Source organism: Citrobacter sp. Cf136 (assembly GCF_030333815.1).
Taxonomy (GTDB): Bacteria; Pseudomonadota; Gammaproteobacteria; order Enterobacterales; family Enterobacteriaceae; genus Citrobacter; species Citrobacter freundii.
Map to the genome: position 1 here is coordinate 1,292,199 of NZ_JAOWFE010000032.1, position 22,976 is coordinate 1,315,174.

Annotated in this window: 20 protein-coding genes and 1 other RNA gene; 9 read left to right on the forward strand and 12 right to left on the reverse strand. The window is 52.6% G+C overall.

What is annotated here, in order from left to right:
- The first annotated feature begins 101 nt into the window (after nt 1–101).
- Nucleotides 102–338 carry a murein lipoprotein Lpp gene (gene lpp / locus OGV98_RS10645; RefSeq protein ID WP_003029373.1) on the forward strand — a complete coding sequence of 79 codons (237 nt, stop codon included), beginning with the start codon at nt 102–104 and terminating at the stop codon, nt 336–338.
- Between the two features lie 67 nt (nt 339–405).
- Here the strand turns inward: lpp and ldtE are convergent, their stop codons facing one another.
- The 8 genes from ldtE to OGV98_RS10685 form a co-directional block, all read right to left on the reverse strand.
- Nucleotides 406–1,410 (reverse strand): L,D-transpeptidase LdtE, encoded by a 1,005-nt coding sequence (gene ldtE, locus OGV98_RS10650; protein WP_181641366.1) that lies wholly within the window; start codon nt 1,408–1,410, stop codon nt 406–408.
- Between the two features lie 123 nt (nt 1,411–1,533).
- The gene (gene sufE, locus OGV98_RS10655) at nt 1,534–1,950 is read right to left on the reverse strand and encodes a cysteine desulfuration protein SufE (protein ID WP_003029378.1); all 417 of its coding nucleotides are present in this window, start codon (nt 1,948–1,950) and stop codon (nt 1,534–1,536) included.
- Between the two features lie 12 nt (nt 1,951–1,962).
- Nucleotides 1,963–3,183, reverse strand: a complete 1,221-nt coding sequence (gene sufS / locus OGV98_RS10660) for a cysteine desulfurase SufS (protein WP_096890452.1) — start codon at nt 3,181–3,183, stop codon at nt 1,963–1,965.
- Nucleotides 3,180–4,451: a Fe-S cluster assembly protein SufD gene (gene sufD / locus OGV98_RS10665; protein WP_044712280.1), complete on the reverse strand. Its 1,272-nt coding sequence runs from the start codon at nt 4,449–4,451 to the stop codon at nt 3,180–3,182. Before sufD ends, sufS begins: the two co-directional genes overlap by 4 nt.
- Entirely contained in the window at nt 4,426–5,172 is a 747-nt protein-coding gene (gene sufC / locus OGV98_RS10670; RefSeq protein WP_003029383.1) for a Fe-S cluster assembly ATPase SufC, read from the reverse strand. The genes sufD and sufC overlap by 26 nt, the downstream gene beginning before the upstream one ends.
- Before the next feature lie 16 nt (nt 5,173–5,188).
- Nucleotides 5,189–6,676 (reverse strand): Fe-S cluster assembly protein SufB, encoded by a 1,488-nt coding sequence (gene sufB, locus OGV98_RS10675; protein ID WP_202580513.1) that lies wholly within the window; start codon nt 6,674–6,676, stop codon nt 5,189–5,191.
- 8 nt (nt 6,677–6,684) lie between these two features.
- Nucleotides 6,685–7,053 (reverse strand): Fe-S cluster assembly scaffold SufA, encoded by a 369-nt coding sequence (sufA, locus tag OGV98_RS10680; RefSeq protein WP_048997930.1) that lies wholly within the window; start codon nt 7,051–7,053, stop codon nt 6,685–6,687.
- Nucleotides 7,054–7,543: 490 nt separating this feature from the next.
- On the reverse strand, nt 7,544–8,422 hold the full coding sequence (locus OGV98_RS10685) for a LysR family transcriptional regulator (RefSeq protein ID WP_008323864.1): 879 nt from the start codon (nt 8,420–8,422) through the stop codon (nt 7,544–7,546).
- Nucleotides 8,423–8,544: 122 nt separating this feature from the next.
- On the opposite strand from OGV98_RS10685, the gene OGV98_RS10690 reads away from it, so the two are divergent.
- Nucleotides 8,545–9,396 (forward strand): Vmh family MBL fold metallo-hydrolase, encoded by an 852-nt coding sequence (locus tag OGV98_RS10690; RefSeq protein WP_202580514.1) that lies wholly within the window; start codon nt 8,545–8,547, stop codon nt 9,394–9,396.
- Nucleotides 9,397–9,462: 66 nt separating this feature from the next.
- Here OGV98_RS10690 and OGV98_RS10695 read toward each other — a convergent pair whose 3' ends face one another.
- The 3 genes from OGV98_RS10695 to ydiJ all read right to left on the reverse strand — a co-directional run bounded on the left by OGV98_RS10695 (nt 9,463) and on the right by ydiJ (nt 13,192).
- Nucleotides 9,463–9,651, reverse strand: coding sequence for a YdiH family protein (locus OGV98_RS10695; RefSeq protein ID WP_003030540.1), 189 nt, complete (start codon nt 9,649–9,651; stop codon nt 9,463–9,465).
- A gap of 77 nt (nt 9,652–9,728) precedes the next feature.
- Nucleotides 9,729–10,139, reverse strand: a complete 411-nt coding sequence (gene menI / locus OGV98_RS10700; RefSeq protein ID WP_003030541.1) for a 1,4-dihydroxy-2-naphthoyl-CoA hydrolase — start codon at nt 10,137–10,139, stop codon at nt 9,729–9,731.
- The gene (ydiJ, locus tag OGV98_RS10705) at nt 10,136–13,192 is read right to left on the reverse strand and encodes a D-2-hydroxyglutarate dehydrogenase YdiJ (RefSeq protein WP_003836595.1); all 3,057 of its coding nucleotides are present in this window, start codon (nt 13,190–13,192) and stop codon (nt 10,136–10,138) included. Before ydiJ ends, menI begins: the two co-directional genes overlap by 4 nt.
- Before the next feature lie 213 nt (nt 13,193–13,405).
- Between ydiJ and ydiK the strand changes: the two genes are divergently transcribed.
- The 3 genes from ydiK (at nt 13,406) to aroD (ending at nt 15,733) form a co-directional block, all read left to right on the forward strand.
- Nucleotides 13,406–14,515 (forward strand): AI-2E family transporter YdiK, encoded by a 1,110-nt coding sequence (gene ydiK / locus OGV98_RS10710; RefSeq protein WP_003030544.1) that lies wholly within the window; start codon nt 13,406–13,408, stop codon nt 14,513–14,515.
- Nucleotides 14,516–14,699: 184 nt separating this feature from the next.
- An RNA gene (gene rprA, locus OGV98_RS10715) (antisense sRNA RprA) lies at nt 14,700–14,807 on the forward strand.
- Between the two features lie 167 nt (nt 14,808–14,974).
- Complete coding sequence (gene aroD, locus OGV98_RS10720; RefSeq protein WP_286551447.1) at nt 14,975–15,733, forward strand: type I 3-dehydroquinate dehydratase; 759 nt, start codon at nt 14,975–14,977, stop codon at nt 15,731–15,733.
- A 109-nt stretch (nt 15,734–15,842) separates the two neighbouring features.
- On the opposite strand, the gene ppsA is transcribed toward aroD, so the two are convergent.
- A complete protein-coding gene (ppsA, locus tag OGV98_RS10725) occupies nt 15,843–18,221 on the reverse strand; it encodes a phosphoenolpyruvate synthase (protein ID WP_003836625.1) in 2,379 nt (792 codons plus the stop codon).
- Nucleotides 18,222–18,548: 327 nt separating this feature from the next.
- On the opposite strand from ppsA, the gene ppsR reads away from it, so the two are divergent.
- The 4 genes from ppsR to OGV98_RS10745 all read left to right on the forward strand — a co-directional run bounded on the left by ppsR (nt 18,549) and on the right by OGV98_RS10745 (nt 22,970).
- Nucleotides 18,549–19,382: a posphoenolpyruvate synthetase regulatory kinase/phosphorylase PpsR gene (gene ppsR, locus OGV98_RS10730; protein ID WP_003030553.1), complete on the forward strand. Its 834-nt coding sequence runs from the start codon at nt 18,549–18,551 to the stop codon at nt 19,380–19,382.
- A 126-nt stretch (nt 19,383–19,508) separates the two neighbouring features.
- Nucleotides 19,509–20,555 carry a 3-deoxy-7-phosphoheptulonate synthase AroH gene (aroH, locus tag OGV98_RS10735; RefSeq protein WP_003030555.1) on the forward strand — a complete coding sequence of 349 codons (1,047 nt, stop codon included), beginning with the start codon at nt 19,509–19,511 and terminating at the stop codon, nt 20,553–20,555.
- A gap of 169 nt (nt 20,556–20,724) precedes the next feature.
- Nucleotides 20,725–20,913, forward strand: a complete 189-nt coding sequence (gene hemP, locus OGV98_RS10740; protein WP_003030556.1) for a hemin uptake protein HemP — start codon at nt 20,725–20,727, stop codon at nt 20,911–20,913.
- Nucleotides 20,914–20,987: 74 nt separating this feature from the next.
- Entirely contained in the window at nt 20,988–22,970 is a 1,983-nt protein-coding gene (locus OGV98_RS10745; RefSeq protein WP_032935927.1) for a TonB-dependent hemoglobin/transferrin/lactoferrin family receptor, read from the forward strand.
- The last annotated feature ends 6 nt before the right edge of the window (nt 22,971–22,976 follow it).

The window sequence follows — 22,976 nt, forward strand, 5'->3', positions numbered from 1 at the left end:
AATAAGTGCATTCCCATCAAAAAAATATTCTCAACATAAAAAACTTTGTGTAATACTTGTAACGCTACATGGAGATTAACTCAATCTAGAGGGTATTAATAATGAATCGTACTAAACTGGTACTGGGCGCGGTAATCCTGGGTTCTACTCTGCTGGCAGGTTGCTCCAGCAACGCTAAAATCGATCAGCTGTCTTCTGACGTTCAGACTCTGAACGCTAAAGTTGACCAGCTGAGCAACGACGTGAACGCAATGCGTTCCGACGTTCAGGCTGCTAAAGATGACGCAGCTCGCGCTAACCAGCGTCTGGACAACGCAGCTACTAAATACCGCAAGTAATAGTATCTGTGTAATAAAAATGGCGCACATTGTGCGCCATTTTTTTTCTCTGAATTCCCCTTCCCTGTTATTGCGTAGCGCGCACCTCAGCATCTTCTCCCAGCACACCATTTTGCGCAGACTTCACTTCCGGCCCATTGCTCGCGACCGATGCTTGCCCGGCAGTGACGGTGACCGGATAACCTGCACGACGATACAACGCCCTTTCCACCAGACTGTTATCCACCGCTTTATTGTCTTTAAACTGGGTAAAGCCGGCTGGTAACACATACGGCATGGTCTGGACGTTTTGTTCCTCTTCAGGCGACAGCGGTCGATGCACTTCGACATACCTCATGCCGTTTGGCTCTATCGAATATTTTATCGGCTCATTAATCACCCTGACCGGCGTGCCTGTGCGGACCTGAGCAAACAACGCTTTGATATCCGGCGCGTTCATGCGAATACACCCAGAACTCACTCGCAGGCCCACGCTGTCCGGTGCGCTGGTGCCATGGATCAGATATTCACCGTTTCCATGCGCCAGACGCAGTGCAAAGCGTCCTAACGGGTTATTTGGTCCGGCAGGTACAACAGGCGGTAATGTGATGCCACGCTCCAGAGAGCGTTTACGGATGCCTGGTGTAGGGGTCCAGGTTGGATTCGGGATTTTCTGCCCAACCCGGGTTTCCATTACCGGCGTTTCCAGCCCCTGCAAACCGATACCAATCGGGAATACCTGAACAATATTCTCTCCCGGCGGGAAGTAATACAGACGCAGTTCCGCCAGATTCACAATAATGCCTTCGCGTGGTGCATCCGGTAGCAGTAATTGTGAGGGAATAGTGATCAGCGTTCCGGGTTTAGGTACGGGGGCAATAGTATTGTTGGCTTCAAGGATCAGCATTGCAGCGGTATCAAACTTACGGGCTATCGCCTGTAGGTTTTTATCGCCTTCCTGCACGGTGTAGGTTTGGTTTTGCCCAACAAGGCGGCTGTTCGCCTGGGGCAAAGGATAATCGACCGCCCATGCGGCCTGAATAGCGCTGTAGGCGCCGATTAGCATTAACGTAATAACAGACGCGCGTTTCATACTCACTCACCCCCCTGGCGTTCTTGCCGGACGGCGGCGAGCGCCCGATCCGGCCTACGAGTCACTGCGTTGCCTTACACGAACGCTTTCAAGTCGGTCTGAAAGTTGACGTGTTTTATCAGTTTAGCTAAGAGTTGCGGCTTTGGCGCGAATAGCCCGAATCATCGCCTCCAGCCCTTGTGAACGAGACGGTGTGAGATGCTGTGCGAGCGCCATTTTTTCAAACCACGGGCGCACATCAAAATTCACAATATCCTGAGCCGTCATGCGATCATACAAAATGAATACCACGGCAATAAGCCCTTTCACAATTGCCGCATCACTGTCGCCCTGTAATTCAATAATCCCTTCGCCATTCTGACGCATAACAATCCATACCTGGCTTTGGCATCCCTGAATGCTATTTTCCGGGCAGCGTAAGTCATCGTTTAGTTCCGGTAAACGCTGACCCAGTTCAATAATGTACAGGTATTTCTCTTCCCAATTAGCGCAACGCAGAAAATTACGCAACAACTTTTCTTTATCCGGTAGCGCAGCCATAACGCCTCCCTGTTAGCCCAGTAAATGGTGAATACGCTTGAGGCCCGTTACCAGGCGATCCACTTCTTCATGGGTGTTATACATTGCAATCGACGCCCGGCACATCGCAGGAACGTTATAAAAGGCCATCAGCGGCATTGCGCAGTGATGCCCCGTCCGCACGGCGATGCCATAGTTATCGAGAAAACTCCCGACGTCATAGGCGTGATGCTTGCCGAGGTTAAACGCAATCACACCCAGACGGTTATCCGGTCCGTAGATTGTTAAATCCGGCACATCCGCCAGCTGTTCCAGCGCATAGCGCATCATGAACTGTTCATATTCGCTGATTTCAGTCAGCCCCAGCGCTGAAACATATTCAATAGCCGCGCCGAGTCCGATAATGCCCCCGGTGTTTGGCGTTCCGGCTTCAAACCGCCAGGGCGCTTTGGCCCACGTCGTTCCCTGACTCAAACTCACCGTCGCAATCATTGAACCACCGCCTTCCCACGGCGGCATCTCCTGCAGCAGCGACTCTCTGGCATACAGAACGCCAATACCGGTTGGACCGTAAAGTTTATGCCCGGAGAAAACATAAAAATCGCAATCCAGCGCCTGCACATCCACCTGATGATGCATCACCGCCTGCGCACCATCCACCAGCACTTTCGCGCCGTATTGATGCGCCAGCGCGATCATCTCTCCCAACGGGTTTTCCGTGCCCAGCACGTTAGATACGTGGGTAATCGCCAACAGCTTCGTGCGATCGTCAAACAGCGTCGGCAGCGTTTCCAGCTGCAACGTACCATCGTCATTGAGCGGGATAACGCGCAGTTCTGCACCTACGCGGGCACACAGCATCTGCCAGGGCACAATATTGGCATGGTGCTCCATTTCGCTGATGATAATGTTATCGCCCGCCCGCACATTGCTGCTGCCCCAGCTGTTCGCCACCAGATTGATGCCCTCCGTCGTACCGCGAACAAACACCAGCTCTTCGGCGGAGCGGGCGTTAATAAACAGCGAAACGAGCTTGCGCACATTCTCCATTTTTTCCGTAGCCTGAGCGCTCAGCGTATGGATACCGCGGTGGACCGCCGCATAGCCGTGACGGTAGAACTCGGCTTCGGCATCAATCACCTGGTTCGGCTTTTGCGCGCTGGCCGCGCTATCCAGATACGCCAACGGTAAACCATTCACTTCACGCGTCAGAACCGGAAAATCGGCCCGCACTTTTTCAATGGGAAATGTCATGCTACGCCTCCCGGCAAGCGTTGGGCGATCCGTGCCAGTACCTGTTGTTTCAGCGTTTCCTCGCCCAGGGCTTCCGTTAGCTCAGCGGCAAACGCATAGAGAATCATTTGTTGGGCATCTTGCTGGCCGATCCCGCGCGAACGCAAATAGAACATCTGCTCGTCGTCGATCCGCCCTACCGTCGCCCCGTGACTGCATTTCACGTCGTCGGCATAGATTTCAAGCTGCGGCTTGGTATCCACTTCCGCCAGTTTACCGAGCAGCAAATTATTGTTGGTCATCTGGCCATCAGTTTTAATAGCGTGCTGAGCGACGTTGATCAGGCCATTGAATACCGCCCGCCCCTTATCGCTGACGATCGTTTTATGCAGCTGGCGGCTGTTGCAATATCCTTTGTTATGCTCAAGCCAGGTGCGGGTGTCGCAGACTTCATTTTTCACCGGCATTGCCAGGCTGTTGAGCCGAAGCGTGGTGTTTTCGCCGTTAAGCTGGGTGCTGGTGTTATGACGCAGCACCGCATCACCGAGTAAAAAACTGTGGCTGGCGGCCGTGGCATCCGCCCCCAATTGAATGTCATTGTGCGCGAAATGGTGGCTCTGTGGGTTCTCAAACGCCAGTTTGATGTGGCGCAAGTGCGCATTCGCCGCGACATTCATGGTTAAACGTGCGCCGGTGAAATGGCGAAGCTCGCTGAGGCTGACATAGTGTTCAATAACGGTGGCTTCTGCGCCTTCCGCCAGCTCCAGATGGTGGCGATAGTGCGCCGTGTTCACCTCATCGCCCGCCAGCCCCTGGGTAATGTGCAGTAGCAGCAGCGGTTTCGCTGGGCGCTGGTTACGCTTCACCTGAATGTGAGTGACGCTACGCGACAGGCTTTCGGTCAGGTGCAGAAACACTTCCGGTTGGATAGCCGCTGGCAGCATCTGGCGCGCATCGTCAATGGTAATGTCAAAACCACTACCTTCCGCTCTGTCGCTCAGCGTTGGAGAGAATTGCCCGTCGACAAATACCAGTCGTATGGCATCAATTGCCGGCGCTAACGCTTCACACTGGGCTGACGTTATCTCAGTGACATGACTGACAAACTGGCTATTGGTTAACCCCTCCAGCGGCGTGTATTTCCAGTCCTCATGCTTACGCGTTGGCAGCCCCAGACGCAGCATCTGCTGCAGATGCTGCTGGGCATGTTGCGAGCGCGTCTTACCTTGCGTTTCAAACAGATGGTGCCACTGTTGCAGCACGTTACTGCTGTTCGCTAAGCCAGCCATAACCTTGCTCCTCAAGTTGTTTGACCAGCGTAAAATCACCGGACTTCACTATTCGCCCCTGGTAGAGAACGTGAACATAATCGGGTTTGATATAGTCCAGGATGCGTTGATAATGGGTGACGATAATGAATGAGCGTTGCCCGTCGCGTAGCGAGTTCACGCCGTCGGCGACGATTTTCAGCGCATCGATATCCAGCCCGGAGTCCGACTCATCCAGAATGCACAACTGAGGCTCCAGCACCGCCATTTGCAAAATGTCATTACGCTTTTTCTCACCGCCGGAGAAACCAACGTTGACCGAACGCGTGAGCAAATCTTCCGGCATCTTCAGCAACGCAATTTTTTCTTCCATCAGATCCTGGAAGTCAAACCTGTCCAGTGACTCTTCGCCACGGTAGGTGCGTACCGCATTCAGTGCCGTTTGCAGGAAAAACTGATTACTGACGCCGGGGATTTCCACCGGATACTGGAATGCCATGAAGATCCCTTCACCGGCCCGGTCTTCCGGTGACAGTTCCAGTAAATCCTTACCGTTGAATTCTACCGTCCCGCCGGTGACTTCATAGTCATCACGTCCGGCCAGGGTGGCGGAAAGCGTACTTTTCCCGGAACCATTTGGCCCCATAATGGCGTGCACTTCTCCGGGGCGAATTTCAAGACTCAGCCCACGCAGGATCGCCTTATCTTCCACACTGACCTGTAAATCTTTGATGCTTAACATGTGCTTTCCTTAAATTTTAACCGACGCTGTGTTCAAGACTTATGGCGAGAAGTTTTTGCGCTTCCACGGCAAATTCCAGCGGCAGTTCAGAGAACACGTCTTTACAGAAACCATTCACGATCATCGAAATGGCATCCTCTTCGCTGATACCGCGCTGCAGGCAGTAAAACAGCTGATCTTCGCCAATGCGCGACGTCGTGGCTTCGTGCTCGAGCTGGGCGCTGTTGTTACGACACTCCACATATGGGAATGTGTGCGCTCCGCAATCCGCCCCGATCAGCATCGAGTCACATTGGGTATAGTTGCGGGCGTTGGTGGCGGTCGGCATGATTTTCACTAAACCGCGATAGCTGTTCTGGCTGTGTCCGGCGGAGATCCCTTTCGAGATAATGGTCGATTTGGTGTTTTTACCGATGTGGATCATCTTGGTGCCTGTATCGGCCTGCTGACGACCACTGGTCAGGGCCACGGAGTAGAATTCGCCGATAGAGTTGTCGCCACGCAAAATGCAGCTTGGGTATTTCCAGGTAATGGCCGAGCCGGTTTCCGACTGCGTCCACGACATTTTGCTGTTTTCACCTTCGCACAAAGCGCGCTTGGTGACGAAGTTCAAAATGCCGCCGGTGTTGCCATCCCCGGGGAACCAGTTTTGCACCGTCGAGTATTTCACTTCGGCATCTTTGTGGATGATGACTTCTACCACCGCGGCATGCAGCTGGTAGCTGTCGCGCACCGGAGCCGAACAGCCTTCGATATAGCTGACGTAGCTGCCCTCATCCGCGACCAGAATAGTGCGTTCAAACTGCCCGGTTTTTTCCGCATTGATACGGAAATAGGTCGACAGTTCCATGGGGCAACGCACACCTTTCGGTACATAAATAAACGTGCCGTCAGATGCCACCGCTGCATTCAGCGCGGCAAAGAAGTTGTCATTACCTGGAACCACGGTGCCCAGATATTGTTTTACCAGCTCAGGATGATCGTGAATCGCCTCACCGAACGAACAGAAAATAATGCCCTGTTCCGCCAGTTTGTCGCGATAGGTGGTCGCCACCGATACCGAGTCAAAAATAGCATCAACCGCCACCTCTTTGCCTTCACGGACCGGTACGCCAAGCTGTTCAAAGGCATCCTCAACCTCTTTGCTTAAAAACGCATTCGCCCCCGTTTGCTGCACGGCTCCCGGCTCAGATGCGCAGGTTTCATCGCAGTTACCGCAGGACGGTGCGGAATAATAGCTGTACTCCTGATAATTCAGCTTGTCGTAGTGCGCTTTTAGCCAGTGCGGCTCTTCCATGGTCAGCCATGCCCGAAAGGCATTCAGGCGGAATTCCAGCATCCAGTCGGGTTCATTACGTTTTGCCGAAATCGCGCGCACGACCTCTTCGTTGATCCCTTTCGCCAGCTCATCGGTTTGCAGTTGGGTGAAGAAGCCCTCTTTGTAATTAAGGTGCCCGCCAGCCCAGGTGTTGACATCGTCAGTTGCTTCAGTATTACGAGACATAGTACCGCCTATACCCCAAAACTTTCGCCACAGCCGCATTCGTTCTGGGCTTTCGGGTTATGAAATTTAAATAACTGATTTAATCCTTCGCGAACGAAATCGACTTCTGTGCCGTCGATGAACGGCATCGCCTGTAAAGGCACATACAGTCTGGCGCCATCCCTTTCAAACAGGAGATCGTCTTTTTGGGCCTCGCGCACGGTATCCAGCACATAGCCGAATCCCGCGCATCCCGTTTGCTTCACGCCCAGGCGTACGCCCAACATGTCGGGTTGCTTTGCCACCAGTTCACGGATATGCGCCGCAGCCGCAGGTGTTAACGTCAGTCCACGCCAGGCAAAATCGTCCGGGTTAAATGTTCCTGAATGCAATTCCATAGGGTTACCTCGAGTCACTAGCTTTTAAGCTATAACAACATGTTAGTGATAATGATTATCACTTCAACCCCTCAACAGCAGGGGCATTCGGGTTAACCGCCCTTTTTGGCTACTTTTACTAAGCATAGACCCTGCAGCGAGGGTTTACAGGAATGGAATTATTTGTTCAATACATTGATTAATAATGGATTATAGAAATCTAATCGTTCAGGCAGGTCAAAGATTAAAAGATGTATAGATAATGTCTATTTAAGGGATAGGTAGGGATAACAACAGGGAAAACAACTATTCAAATAATATGCTAATGACAAAAAACCCTTAAGTCTACTTGCTGGCAGGCTTAAGGGTTCCGGCCCCATCCGGCGCTTATCTCCGGCACTCACGATGGCTTAGCTCTTGAAGGGGCGATAAGAATAATCTCATACACCGTTAAGTTTTTTTTAACACAACTTGCGGTTTGACTATTTTGTGAGCACGTTTAGCTACCTTTTTAGCATTGCGCCGCCCCACTAAGCGCATCCAGCAGCAAACGTAGCCCCGCAGGCTGATGCTCCCGAGAAAGGTATAAGCCATAAATTGGTAAGCATTTAGGTTGAAGTTCTGGCAGTAATCGAATTAACGCTCCCTGCGCCAGCCCTTCCTGCGCTTCCAGTTCTGGCACCAACGCGATCCCCATTCCTGCCACCGCCGACTCGCAGAGCAGCGAAGAGATCCCTGCACTCAAATTCCCTTTGATTGCAACGGAGACAGACTGCCCCTGGGCATCCAAAAAGTGCCAGGATTGTCCGGCAAAACCGCTGTAGTACAGGCAATTGTGCCGAGTGAGATCGTCGACTGTCTCAGGCGTGCCATGTTGATGCAGATAATCTGCGGACGCGCAAAGTACCGATTTACAGTCGCCCAACCGACGGGCGATGGTTCCTGGCTCGGGATTATCCGTTATGCGGATCGCCACATCGATGCGTTCCCCCACAAGGCTTACCGGTTGATTATTGATCTCCACCTCAATACGTAATTGCGGATATTGCTCCATAAACGCCGGCAGAACCGGAGCAAGAATATGCATGGCGGTAAAATGGGCGCAGGCCACACGTAGCGTGCCCGAGGGAATTTGCGCGCCACTGGCGGCACCAATATCCAGCGAAAGTTGCGCCAGAGAACGCGTTTTCAGTAATGCCTCTTCACCCGCTGGCGTGATCGTTAAGCGACGCGATGAGCGATGGATAAGCCTTGCGCCTGCCCATTTTTCCATCTCGTCGAGGTAACGACTGACCATCGGACGGGAAAGCCCCAATGCACGTGCAGCGGCGCTCAGACTGCCCAAATCACAGATATGGTTAAATACCGTTGCCGCCATCACTCTGTCCATTGCATCCCATCCGATCGTTTTATGAAACTCAGCATGTCCTAATGAGGGAATTCTAACAGATACGAATATGCTTAAAATACGGGAACTATCAAAAGACAATTCCCTGCATAAGGTTACCTGGTATGAAAGTTAAATCTCTGGCCCTGCTGTTACCTCTGTTTGCGTCTTCAGCTTTCGCCGCACCGCTACAGCTGGACGTCTATAATCCGCAGGAGAAGGGTATTTTCCCGGTCTCTTCGACGCTGGTGTCTGGCCCCAAAGAGGCGATTTTGTTTGACGCCCAGTTCAGCACCAAAGATGGCGAACAGCTGGTGCAGATGATTCGCGCCAGCGGCAAAACGCTGAAGGCTATCGTGATCACTTCCGGCGATCCGGATTTCTATTTCGGTCTGCAACCCATCGTCAACGCTTTCCCACAGGTAAAAGTTCTGGCAACACCGCAGGTGGTAGACCATATCCGCGCCACCAAAGAGGCCAAACTGCAATTCTGGGGCCCGCAAATGAAGGACGGCACGCCAACATCGCTCACCGTTCCGCAGGCGACGACGCAAACGCAGTTCACGGTTGATGGTGAACCGCTGGAACTGCGTCACTCCAACGATTATGCAGCGTATATCTGGATCCCGGCGAATCGGGCCATTATTGGCGGCACAGGCGTGGCTTCAGGTATTCATGTCTGGACGGCGGATACACAGTCTGAAGAACAGCGTAGTGCATGGCGTAACGTACTGAGCGAAATGCAGAGCTTACAGCCCACTCAAGTGGTCCCGGGTCATTACATTGGCGAACGCCCAACCGGCGATAAAGCTATTCGCTTCACCCAGGACTATTTGCAGTCGTTTGAGCAGGCGTTAGGAGAGAAGAAAGGATCGGATTATGTGATTAAAACCATGACGGCAGCATGGCCAGGTCTGGCAGACGCAAGCTCGCTGGAACTAAGTGCGAAGGTTAACAGCGGTGAGATGAAGTGGTAATGAAGATTTAAGGCCAAAATAACCCCGAACACGTGTCGGGGTTTCGTTACGATAAGCATACCGGAATCAATGAACGCCCATGCGCCAGGCAAAATAGATCTCTTCTTTCAGTTCAGTTGAAGAGAGCGCCAACAGATCTGCAAACTCCAGCTCAAGCTGTTTTAGCCTTTTCAGGTACTGAGCCGGTGAAAGATCGGTTTTATCACGACGTAAAAATTCTATTGCCAGTTGGGCAGGGTCTAATTGGGTAGACATATCATCCTCGCTTGTGTTCAAAACCTGCACAGTATAACACCATTCCCTGTGCAGATAATGACCAAAAGCAATATGCATCACAAAATTGCGGTCGTCAGACGCGACGTACAGCACAATCGTCCCTGCTCATCGAAGATCTCTATTTGCCAAACCTGGTGACGAGAGCCGGTATGTAACGCGCGACATACGCCCCTGACGTGCCCTTCCCGCGCAGAACGGATATGGTTGGCGTTGATCTCCAGGCCCACCACTTTCTGCTCACCCTGAGTACACAGGTATCCCGCTACCGAACCAATACTTTCCGCCAGCACCACGGATGCGCCGCCGTGCAGCAACCCAAAGGGTTGTTTGGTGCGATGGTCCACCGGCATTGTAGCTTCCAGCGTATCGTCACCAATGTGCACAAAACGAATATCGAGCAGCCCAACCATATTTCCTTCACCCATGGCATTGAGCGCCTCGAGTGTGACTTCACGTTTCCAGATCATCCTATAATCTCCAGCAGTGCCTGTAATGGGTGGCGAACGCCCGTACCTTCAACGCGTTTAACCTGACTGCGACAGGAGTACCCGGTAGCCAGACAACGGTTACGTGGCAATCGTTGCATTGCCTGGTGCCATGATAACTCATAGATCCCCAATGAGTTTTGGTGATTCTTTACCTCGTGGCCGTAGGTGCCAGCCATACCACAGCATCCCACGCTGACGTTCTCCAGCTTTGCGCCAAAGCGAGCAAAAATAGCCGCCCACTGTGCAGGAGCGCCCGGCAAGGCCGTCACTTCGGTACAGTGGCCAAAGAAGTACCACGGTTCACCGCCAACAGCGACTGGCTGCTGTGCTTCCACAGCTTTCGATAACCATTCGTTGGCTAGCAACACATGGAAATCCCCCCGTTGTTCACCCAGCACCATCTTGTATTCATCGCGATAACAAAGCACCAGCGCCGGATCAACACCCACCATCGGAATATTCAGCTTCGCTACCCGGTTAAGAAACTCGGATGTCTTTTTCGCCGTTTTGGCAAAACGGTTTAAGAAGCCTTTAATGTGCTGCGCCTTGCCATTTGGCGAAAACGGCAGCAGTACCGGCTGCATGCCCAGCTTCTCTACCAGACGTATAAAGTCAGCAACCACCTGCGCATCGTAATAGCTGGTGAAAGGGTCCTGCACCACCAGCACCGTACGGGCTTTTTGCTCAAGGCTGAGTAATTCGAGCTGTTCCAACGTCATATTGGCGGAGCGATGCCCCACAAGTTGGCGTTGCAGCGACGGTGCAGACAACAGAGGTAAATCAACCATTCCAATGTGCTTTTTAGCCAGGTTTCGCACCAGCGGCTGGTTGATGAAGAAGTTAAACGTTTTGGGCGCTCGTGCCATTAACGGCGCATAGCTCTCAACGGTCGCCACCATGTGATCGCGCAACGGGCGCAGATAACGCGTGTGGTACAGCTGGAGGAAGCGCGAACGGAACTCCGGTACATCAATTTTAATTGGACACTGGGTGGAACAGGCTTTACACGCCAGGCAACCTGACATCGCCTCTTTTACTTCGTGTGAGAAATCGTATTCACCCTTGCGCGCATGCCAGCTGTTGCGGGTACGGGCAATCAGCGAACGTAAACTGGCGCGTTTTTCCGGTAGCTCTTTTTCCAGCTGTATTGGGTCAATCCCGCGATCCGCTAACAAACGCAGCCATTCACGCACTAACGTGGCTCGCCCTTTTGGCGAATGAATACGGTTGAGGCTGATTTTCATCGACGGACACATAGGGCTTTTCGCATCGAAGTTAAAGCATAACCCGTTGCCGTTACACTCCATTGCCCCGCGCCACTCCTGGCGTACGGCCAGAGGGATCTGACGGTCATACGTTCCGCGTTTCACCGCGTCCACTTTCATCATCGGCGCATCTACGTCTTCCGGTGGACAGATTTTCCCAGGATTCAGCCGGTTTTGCGGATCAAACACCGATTTCACTTTGCGCAGTTCGCGATACAGCTCCTCGCCGAAGAACGCCGGGCTATATTCTGCACGAAAACCTTTCCCATGCTCGCCCCACAGCAAACCGCCATATTTCGCCGTCAGCGCCACAACATCATCAGAAATGCGTTTCATCAGCACTTCCTGCTGCGGGTCACACATATCCAACGCCGGTCTGACATGCAGCACGCCTGCGTCTACATGACCAAACATGCCGTAACTCAGAGCGTGGCTGTCGAGTAGCGCGCGGAACTCGGCAATATAGTCCGCCAGATGCTCCGGCGGAACGCAGGTATCCTCGGCAAACGGAATTGGCTTCGCGGAACCTTTTGCATTGCCCAGCAGACCGACTGCCTTTTTGCGCATGGCGTAAATTCGTTCGACTCCCGCCAGTTCGGTACACAGCTGCCAGCCAATGACACCCGCTTCCTGACGAGCGATTAAGCCATCCAGACGTTCACACAGTGCGCTGACCTGCGAATTAATCAATACTTCGTCGTCACCGGCAAACTCTACAATGTTCAGACCCAGCATCTCTTTATCAGGTACATCGGTAATCAATTCACTTACCGAGTGCCAGACGATATCTTCCCGCGCCAGATTGAGTACTTTGGAGTCAACAGTTTCTACCGACAATGCGCGTGCTTCCACCATCACCGGGGCATTACGCAACGCCGAGTCGAAAGAGTCGTACTTGACGTTAACCAGTTGTCTGACTTTTGGCAGCGGGGTGATATCCAGACGGGCTTCGGTGATAAACGCGAGCGTACCTTCAGAGCCGGTGAGAATGCGGGTTAAATCAAATTCGGTCATCTCATCGTTAAAGACGTGCCGTAGATCGTACCCGGTCAGGAAGCGATTAAGTTTCGGGAATTTATCCATGATCAGCTGTCGGTTATCGCGACAACGTTCATAAACGGTCTTATAGATGCGGCCAATGGTGGTATTGCTTTTCCCCAGCATTTCGGCAAGCTCGATCGGCATTGGCTGAGTATCAAGAATATCACCGCCCATCAGCACCGCACGAATGCCCAACACATGATCGGAAGTTTTACCGTAAACCAACGATCCTTGCCCGGACGCATCGGTGTTGATCATCCCGCCGAGTGTTGCCCGGTTACTGGTGGATAATTCCGGGGCAAAGAAATAGCCGTAAGGCTTCAGAAACTGGTTGAGCTGATCTTTTATCACCCCGGCTTCTACCCGCACCCAACCTTCTTGCGGGTTGATTTCAATAATGCGGCTCATATAGCGGGACATATCAACAATAATGCCCTGGTTCAGCGCCTGACCGTTGGTCCCGGTGCCGCCGCCGCGCGGGGTAAAAATCAACGACGAGAAAAGCGGTTCTGCCGCCAGACGGGCGATTAGCGCCACATCTGCGGTTGAACGAGGGAAAACGACAGCATCAGGTAGCAGCTGATAAATACTGTTATCCGTCGACATTGTCAGACGATCGGCATAGCTCGTTGCCGTATCGCCCGTAAATCCTTGCTGCTCCAGCGCCTGCAAAAAGTTGAGCACCAGTTGAACGACACCTGGTGCCTGAGAAATTTGTGGAATCATTATAGTGACCCTTTCCTGCGGTCTGTGTTGTGAATTTAATCGTTTGCGTGTTGCTTTGTTTGTTGTATCACATTTTTTTCTAATACGCTCAGCAGATTTACAGGCAGAATCCGCCTGTTCAAAACCGCTGAAATTGCTCATCATTACAGGGTGTCATTTAAGTATTCACGTCGCGTCAACGTTCTGGCGCAAAGACAAAGGTGAAAAGTATTTATGGTAAATTTCCGTCAGCCCAGGGATATTGCACAAGTGCTGCTATCGGTGCTGTTTTTAGCCATCCTGATTGTGGCCTGTCTCTGGATTGTTCAGCCCTTTATCCTCGGTTTTGCCTGGGCAGGCACGATTGTCATTGCAACCTGGCCTATCCTGCTACGCTTACAAAAATTGCTCTGGGGACGCCGTTCACTTGCCGTACTGGTGATGACGCTGTTGCTGGTGCTGTTGTTCATCATCCCCATCGCGCTGCTGGTTAACAGCATCGTCGATGGCAGTGGGCCGCTGATCCATGCCGTAACCGCAGGTGATATGACACTACCGGATCTGGCATGGTTGAACAGCATTCCACTGGTGGGTGCCAAAATGTATGGCGCATGGCACAGCTTACTGGATATGGGCGGTTCGGCGATTATGGCCAAGGTTCGTCCTTATATCGGCACCACCACCACCTGGTTCGTCGGTCAGGCCGCGCATATCGGCCGCTTTATGATGCACTGTGGCCTGATGCTGCTGTTCAGTGCCCTGTTGTACTGGCGCGGTGAACAAGTCGCATTAGGTATTCGTCACTTCGCCTGCCGTCTTGCCTCAAAACGTGGAGATGCTGCCATTCTGCTGGCAGCACAAGCCATTCGCGCCGTCGCATTAGGCGTTGTGGTCACCGCTCTGGTACAGGCAGTGCTCGGGGGTATTGGTCTGGCGGTAACCGGTGTGCCGTATGCCACACTGCTGGCGGTATTGATGATCCTGTCATGTCTGGTGCAACTGGGGCCGCTACCGGTACTGATTCCGGCCATTATCTGGCTATACTGGACGGGGGATTCAACCTGGGGCACCGTGCTGCTGGTGTGGAGCGGCGTGGTCGGAACACTGGATAACGTGATTCGACCGATGCTGATTCGCATGGGTGCCGATTTGCCACTGCTCCTGATTCTCTCCGGAGTCATCGGCGGATTGATTGCCTTCGGCATGATTGGTCTGTTTATCGGTCCAGTAGTACTGGCCGTTTCCTGGCGTCTGTTCTCCGCCTGGGTAAACGAAGCCCCTGCGCCAGGTACCAATCCGGATGAAATCCTCGAAGAAATTGCTGAAATCGAACGCAATAAGTAATCCAACATCAGGCGGCAACGCCGCCTGATTGTTTAACAATACTAATCAATCCCTCCTTCTTACGGGATTAGAACCAACTTCATCCCTCTTTCAATACTCATTTGTGTCGCAAATTCTTTACAGTTTTTAAACTATTGAGATGAATCTGATCGACGTAAAAAATCAGTATGCCTACTATTAGCCCATGGCTTTAGATCAACACATTGATTTATAAGCATGGAAATCCCCTGAGTGAAACAACGAATTGCTGTGTGTAGTCTTTGCCCATCTCCCACGGTGGGCTTTTTTTTGTCCTTCGTACCATTCTAATCGCCGTACTCTCCTTTCTTAACTTTCCCACCATTCAACGGTCTGTACCAATTAAAAAAAGTGGTTTCGATATCAAGCACAAAACCGTGATATTGTTGAAGGCTCAGGGGGCTGACGGACAGATATCAGCCAATATTTATAAGGTAATCAATGAAAACCGTAACTGTAAGAAATGTCGTAATTGGCAAGGGTGCACCGAAGATCATTGTCTCACTGATGGCTAAAGACATCGCAATGGTAAAAAGTGAAGCGCTGACCTATCGCGAAGCGGATTTCGATATTCTGGAATGGCGCGTTGACCATTTTGCCGATGTCGCATCCATTGACGCAGTACTGGACGCTGCGCGCGCCATCCGCGAGATTCTGCCTTACAAGCCGTTACTTTTTACCTTCCGTACTGCGCAGGAAGGCGGCGAGCAGGCCTTACCTGCCGAAGACTATTTCGCACTAAACCGTGCAGCGATAGACTGTGGCCTGGTGGATATGATCGATCTCGAGCTATTCACTGGTGATGCGCAGGTTAAAGCAACCGTTGAGCAAGCTCACGCCAAAAACGTCCTGGTTATTATGTCGAATCATGATTTTCATAAAACGCCGGCCGCTGAGGAGATTGTTCAGCGTCTGCGTAAAATGCAGGAACTGGACGCCGATATCCCCAAAATTGCGCTGATGCCGCAATGCAAAACGGATGTGCTGACGCTGCTCAGCGCAACGCTGGAAATGCATGAACGCTATGCCGATCGTCCAATTATCACGATGTCGATGGCAAAAAACGGGGTGATTTCTCGTTTAGCTGGCGAGGTTTTTGGTTCAGCAGCCACGTTCGGTGCGGTGAAAAAAGCATCTGCTCCAGGGCAAATCGCAGTGATCGATCTGCGCACTGTACTGACAATATTGCATCAGGCTTAAGCGTGGAAGGATAGAATACCGGATGACGATGCTGCCGCATCTTATCCGGCCCACGAATGATACTCACCGTAGGCCGGATAAGGCGCTTACGCCACCATCCGGCATGATGTTACTTGTTCAGTTCAGCCAAGCTCAGCCAGGTCTGCACGACGGTATCCGGGTTCAGCGACAGGCTGTCGATCCCCTCTTCCATCAGCCAGGCCGCAAAGTCTTCATGGTCAGATGGGCCCTGACCGCAAATACCCACGTATTTGCCCTGTTTCTTGGCTGCGCGAATCGCCATCGACAGCAAGGCTTTCACCGCGTCGTTACGCTCATCAAACAGTTCAGAAACCACACCAGAGTCACGATCCAGCCCCAGCGCCAACTGCGTCATGTCGTTTGAGCCGATGGAGAAGCCGTCGAAGTACTCGAGGAACTGCTCGGCCAGCAAGGCGTTAGACGGGATCTCACACATCATGATGATCTTCAGTCCGTTCTCACCGCGTTTCAGCCCCTGGCGTGCCAGCTCTTCCACCACCGCTTTCGCCTGGGCAACGGTACGTACAAACGGTACCATCACTTCAACGTTAGTCAGGCCCATGTCGTTACGGACACGTTTTACTGCGTCGCATTCCAGCGCGAAGCAGTCGCGGAAGCTATCGGCAACATAACGGCCCGCCCCACGGAAGCCCAGCATCGGGTTCTCTTCATGCGGTTCATAACGCTCACCGCCGACCAGGTTGGCATATTCGTTGGACTTAAAGTCAGACATACGCACGATGACGCGTTTAGGATAAAATGCCGCCCCCAGCGTCGCGATCCCTTCCGTCAGACGACCAACGTAGAATTCACGCGGAGAATCGAAACCTTTCATCATGGCGCGGATTTCATTTTGCAGCTCAGGCGTCTGGTCATCAAACTCCAGCAGTGCACGCGGGTGTACGCCAATCATGCGGTTGATGATAAATTCCAGACGCGCCAGACCGACACCTTCGTTTGGCAGGCAGGCGAAGTCGAAAGCGCGGTCCGGGTTACCGACGTTCATCATCACCTTCAACGGCAGATCCGGCATGGTCTCCACGCTGGAACTCTTCACGCTAAAGTCGAGCATGTCAGCGTAAACATAACCGGTGTCGCCTTCGGCACAAGAGACAGTAACCTTCTCACCATCTTTCATGCGCTCGGTCGCATCGCCACAGCCCACCACGGCTGGGATCCCCAGCTCACGGGCAATGATTGCCGCGTGACAGGTACGACCGCCACGGTTGGTGACAATCGCCGCTGCTTTCTTCATGATCGGTTCCCAGTCCGGGTCGGTCATGTCGGTAACCAGTACGTCGCCTGGTTCGATACGGTTCATTTCGCTGATGTCCTGGATGACTTTGACCGAACCCGCGCCAATGCGGTGACCGATAGCACGACCTTCAGCAATAATTTTACCCTGCGCATGCAGCGTATAACGCTCCATCACCTGGCCACGAGAACGCACGGTTTCCGGGCGCGCCTGCACAATGAACAGCTTGCCGGTATGACCGTCTTTCGCCCATTCGATATCCATCGGACGACCGTAGTGCTTCTCGATCTGCACCGCCTGCTTGGCCAGTTCCTGCACTTCTTCGTTAGTCAGGGAGAAAATGTCGCGTTGTTCCTGCGGCACATCTTCGATCGTTACCTGCTTACCGTGTTCCTGGGTCGGCGCGTAGATCATGCGGATTTTTTTCGAACCCATGGTGCGACGAACGATAGCCGGACGGTTAGCCGCCAGCGTCGGTTTATGCACGTAGAATTCATCCGGGTTAACGGCCCCCTGCACGACCATCTCGCCCAGGCCCCATGCAGAGGTGATAAACACCACCTGATCGAAACCGGATTCGGTATCGATGGAGAACATGACGCCGGAAGACGCGAGGTCAGAACGCACCATCCGCTGCACACCCGCAGAGAGCGCTACGCCACGATGGTCATAACCCTGGTGGACACGATAAGAGATCGCGCGGTCGTTAAACAGCGAAGCAAATACGTGTTTGATGGCAACCAGCACGGCATCAAATCCCTGGACGTTGAGGAAGGTTTCCTGCTGACCGGCAAATGACGCATCTGGCATATCTTCTGCGGTTGCGGAAGATCGCACAGCAAAAGAGGCATGGGCATCGTCCGCTGACAGCTGCGCGTAGGCATCGCGGACGGCATTTTCCAGCTCCGGCTGGAAAGGAGTGTCGATAATCCACTGGCGGATCTGCGCGCCGGCTTTTGCAAGCTCGGTGACATCGTCAATATCCGTTTTATCCAGCAGCTCATAAATGCGCTGGTTTACACCGCTCTGGTCCAGAAACTGGTTAAACGCGTCGGCGGTCGTTGCAAAACCATTCGGTACGGAAACACCCATACCTGAAAGGTTAGTAATCATTTCACCCAGGGAGGCATTTTTGCCCCCAACTCTGTCTACATCATTCATGCCGAGTTGGTTATACCAAAGCACCAGCGGTGACGAGCCATTGTTGGACATCGAACAATCCTTATATTTGAACGAGGTTAGGAAACTCAATTTTGCGTAATTATCTTTGCATATTTACTCCAGCGAAAAAAACGGTGAATCGTTCAAGCAACTTTATTTTTTATTTTTTCAGATTGTTTCCGCATTTGCGCAAACCCGCGAGCCACAGGGGATCTCCACAAAAACTACCGGTATAAACATTTGTTCCGAAAAATGAAATGTACTTTTCATTAATTATAAAAATACCGTTTCATTTTATAAAAAAGATGCAGCAATATTCGCTTCTGGCGAATTTTAATTTATGCTTTCAGATAATTATATCTGCCCAGGATAAGCAAAATGGATAATGCTGTTGATCGTCACGTATTTTATATTTCTGATGGTACGGCCATCACCGCCGAGGTCTTGGGTCACGCGGTGATGTCGCAATTTCCGGTCACGATCAGCAGCATTACGCTGCCGTTTGTGGAAAATGAGAGTCGTGCGCGCGCGGTTAAAGACCAGATTGACGCGATCTACCAACAAACTGGCGTGCGCCCTTTGGTGTTTTACTCCATCGTCCTGCCAGAAATTCGCTCAATCATTCTGCAAAGCGAGGGATTTTGTCAGGATATAGTGCAGGCACTGGTTGCCCCACTACAACACGAGATGAAGCTCGACCCTACACCTATCGCCCATCGCACGCACGGTCTGAATCCCGGTAACCTCAACAAGTACGACGCGCGCATTGCCGCCATTGACTACACCCTCGCCCACGACGACGGTATTTCGTTGCGCAACCTCGATCAGGCCCAGGTGATCCTGCTTGGTGTTTCTCGTTGCGGCAAAACCCCGACCAGTTTGTATCTGGCCATGCAGTTTGGTATCCGCGCCGCCAACTACCCCTTTATTGCCGATGATATGGATAATTTGGTGCTGCCCGCCTCCCTGAAGCCGTTGCAGCATAAGCTGTTCGGTCTGACTATCGACCCTGAGCGCCTGGCGGCCATCCGCGAAGAGCGCCGTGAGAACAGCCGGTACGCTTCGCTGCGCCAATGCCGAATGGAAGTTGCTGAGGTAGAAGCGCTGTACCGGAAAAACCAGATCCCATGGCTGAACAGTACCAATTATTCGGTAGAAGAGATTGCTACCAAGATCCTCGATATCATGGGACTGAATCGCCGCATGTACTAGAATGCTAGTGCATTGGTTCGATTTTTTGTTATTATGCTCGCCACCAGGCAGGATGAGTGTGATATTGTGATGTACATCACTTCCCGGTAGTCCTGCCGTTGAAGCAACAAATTTCTGAGACAAGTAATGAACAGAACCGATGAACTCCGTACTGCGCGTATTGACAACCTGGTCACTCCAGCAGAGCTTGCGCAACGGCATCCTGTTTCATCCTCCGTCGCCCGTCATGTTACGGACTCCCGACGTCGGATAGAAAAAATTTTAAATGGTGAAGATCCCCGTTTACTGGTGATCGTAGGTCCCTGCTCGATTCACGATCTTGATGCCGCGATGGAATACGCGACACGATTACAGGCGCTGCGCACAAAGCACCAGGCGCGTCTGGAAATCGTGATGCGTACCTATTTTGAAAAGCCACGCACCGTCGTGGGTTGGAAAGGCCTGATTTCCGACCCGGATTTGAACGGCAGTTATCGTGTAAACCACGGTATTGAACTGGCGCGAAAACTGCTGTTGCAGGTCAACGAACTGGGCGTCCCCACGGCGACTGAATTCCTCGATATGGTGACCGGCCAGTTTATTGCCGATTTAATCAGTTGGGGAGCTATTGGCGCGCGCACCACCGAAAGTCAGATCCATCGTGAAATGGCCTCCGCGCTCTCCTGCCCGGTAGGTTTTAAGAACGGAACGGATGGCAACACGCGCATCGCCGTCGATGCGATTCGCGCCTCCCGCGCCAGTCACATGTTCCTCTCGCCGGATAAAACCGGTCAGATGACCATTTATCAGACCAGCGGTAACCCTTACGGGCATATCATCATGCGTGGCGGTAAAAAGCCGAATTATTATGCTGAAGATATTGCCGCCGCCTGCGATACCCTGCACGAATTTTCCCTGCCTGAGCATCTGGTGGTCGATTTTAGCCACGGCAATTGCCAGAAGCAGCATCGTCGTCAGTTGGACGTTTGTGACGACGTGTGCCAGCAAATTCGTAACGGTTCGACGGCAATTGCCGGGATCATGGCGGAGAGTTTCCTGCGTGAAGGTACTCAAAAAATCGTTAGCGGCCAGCCGTTGGTTTACGGTCAGTCCATTACCGACCCGTGCCTGAACTGGGAAGATACTGAACTGTTGGTTGAAAAACTCGCCTCTGCGGTTGATAGCCGTTTTTAATGCTGTTCGCCGGGCAATATCACTTTGCCCGGTGCTAATCCTTTGTTTTTCCCCGATTGTTGTGCAAAAAACGTTCTCGTCACAATTATTTCACAAAAACGCTTGCCGCAAATTTGCAGTTTGATGATAATGATTATCATTGTTACATTGATTGTTATTTTTAAACACTATGTCACGTATGGATAACACAACGGCTACGCCTACAAAAGACACAACACCGCCTTCCGTCGCGCCAAACGAGCGACGAATTGACAGTAAAACCCTGCTGGGTAACGAAGGACGCGTGATCATAGAACATGATGGTCAGCACTACCTGCTGCGCCAGACGCAAGCCGGAAAACTCATTCTGACTAAATAAACAACACATTTCGCCAGCCACCCAGGTCATACCCAGGCAGCCAGCGCTTTTCGATTTCCTAATGGAGAGTTGCTATGCCTTACCTGCACACCGCTTCCCTGCGCCCATCGCTGTTGGCGCTGGCGATTGTCAGTAACCTGCCCACCGTAGCCTATGCGGCGGTCGAGGATATGACCGTCACCGCCACCGGCAATGCCCGTAGTGCCTTTGAAGCGCCGATGATGGTCAGCGTGATTGATGCCACCGCCCCGGAAAACCAGACCGCCAGTTCGGCAGCCGATCTGTTGCGGACGGTTCCGGGTCTAACCCTCGATGGAACGGGTCGTACCAACGGCCAGGACGTGAATCTGCGCGGCTACGATCGACGTGGCGTTCTGGTACTGGTTGACGGCGTTCGTCAGGGAACTGACACCGGACACCTGAACAGCACCTTCCTCGACCCGGCGCTTATCAAACGTATCGAAGTCGTTCGTGGCCCTTCCGCACTACTGTACGGTAGCGGCGCGCTGGGCGGCGTGATCGCCTATGACACTGCGGATGCCAAAGATCTGCTGGAAGCCGGACAAAACAGCGGTTACCGCGTGTTCGGTACCGCGGCAACCGGCGATCACAGCCTCGGTATGGGCGCCAGCGCATTTGGGCGCACCGATACGCTGGACGGACTGCTTGCATGGTCGAGTCGCGATCGCGGTGATTTGCGCCAAAGCGACGGTACTACAGCGCCAAACGATGAAGCGATCAACAATATGCTGGCGAAAGGTAGCTGGAAAATTGACAGCGCCCAGACGTTGGCCGGCTCGCTGCGATACTACAACAATGACGCCCGGGAACCTAAAAACCCGCAGACCAGTGCGGCGGATGCCAGCAACCCGATGACCAACCGTTCAACGATCCAGCGTGATGCGCAACTGACCTACTCGCTCGCTCCGGCAGACAATGACTGGCTGAACGCGGATGCCCGTATCTACTGGTCCGAAGCGCGCATTAATGCTCAGAACGCAGATAACACTGGCGAATTTCGCAAGCAAACCACCAAAGGCGGGAAGATCGACAACCGCAGCCGCCTGTTTACCGACTCTTTTGCATCTCACCTGTTGACCTACGGCGGTGAATACTATCGCCAGGAACAACAACCGGGTGGTTCAACAACCGGTTTCCCGGAGGCAAAGATCGATTTCAGCTCCGGCTGGCTACAGGATGAAATCACCCTGCGCGACCTGCCGGTTACGCTGCTGGGCGGTACCCGTTATGACTCTTATCGCGGCAGCAGCGACGGCTATGAAGATGTTGATGCTGACAAATGGTCGTCCCGCGCCGGACTCACCGTTACGCCAGCCGACTGGCTGATGCTGTTCGGTTCATACGCTCAGGCCTTCCGTGCGCCAACCATGGGCGAGATGTATAACGATGCGAAACACTTCTCGATTGGTCGTTTCTACACTAACTACTGGGTGCCAAACCCTAACCTGCGCCCGGAAACCAACGAAACCCAGGAATACGGATTTGGCCTGCGCTTTGACGATCTGCTGATGGCGAGCGATGCGTTCGAATTTAAAGCCAGCTATTTCGACACCAAAGCAAAAGATTACATCTCCACCAGCGTCGACTTCGCCGCTGCGACAACCATGTCCTATAACGTTCCCAATGCCAAAATCTGGGGTTGGGACGTGATGGCGAAATATACCGCCGACCTGTTCAGCCTCGACATGGCCTATAACCGCACACGCGGCAAAGATACTGACACAGGTGAATACATTTCCAGCATTAACCCCGACACCGTCACCAGCAAACTGAATGTGCCGGTTGCGCACAGCGGTTTCTCCGTAGGCTGGATTGGGACATTTGCTGACCGTTCAACGCATATCAGCAGCACCTACGCTAAACAGCCTGGCTATGCGGTAAACGATTTTTACGTGAGCTATCAGGGCCAACAAGCACTGAAAGGCATGACCACCACGCTGGTACTGGGCAACGCCTTCGACAAAGAGTACTGGTCGCCGCAAGGCATTCCGCAGGATGGTCGTAATGGCAAAATTTTCGTGAGTTATCAGTGGTAATCACTT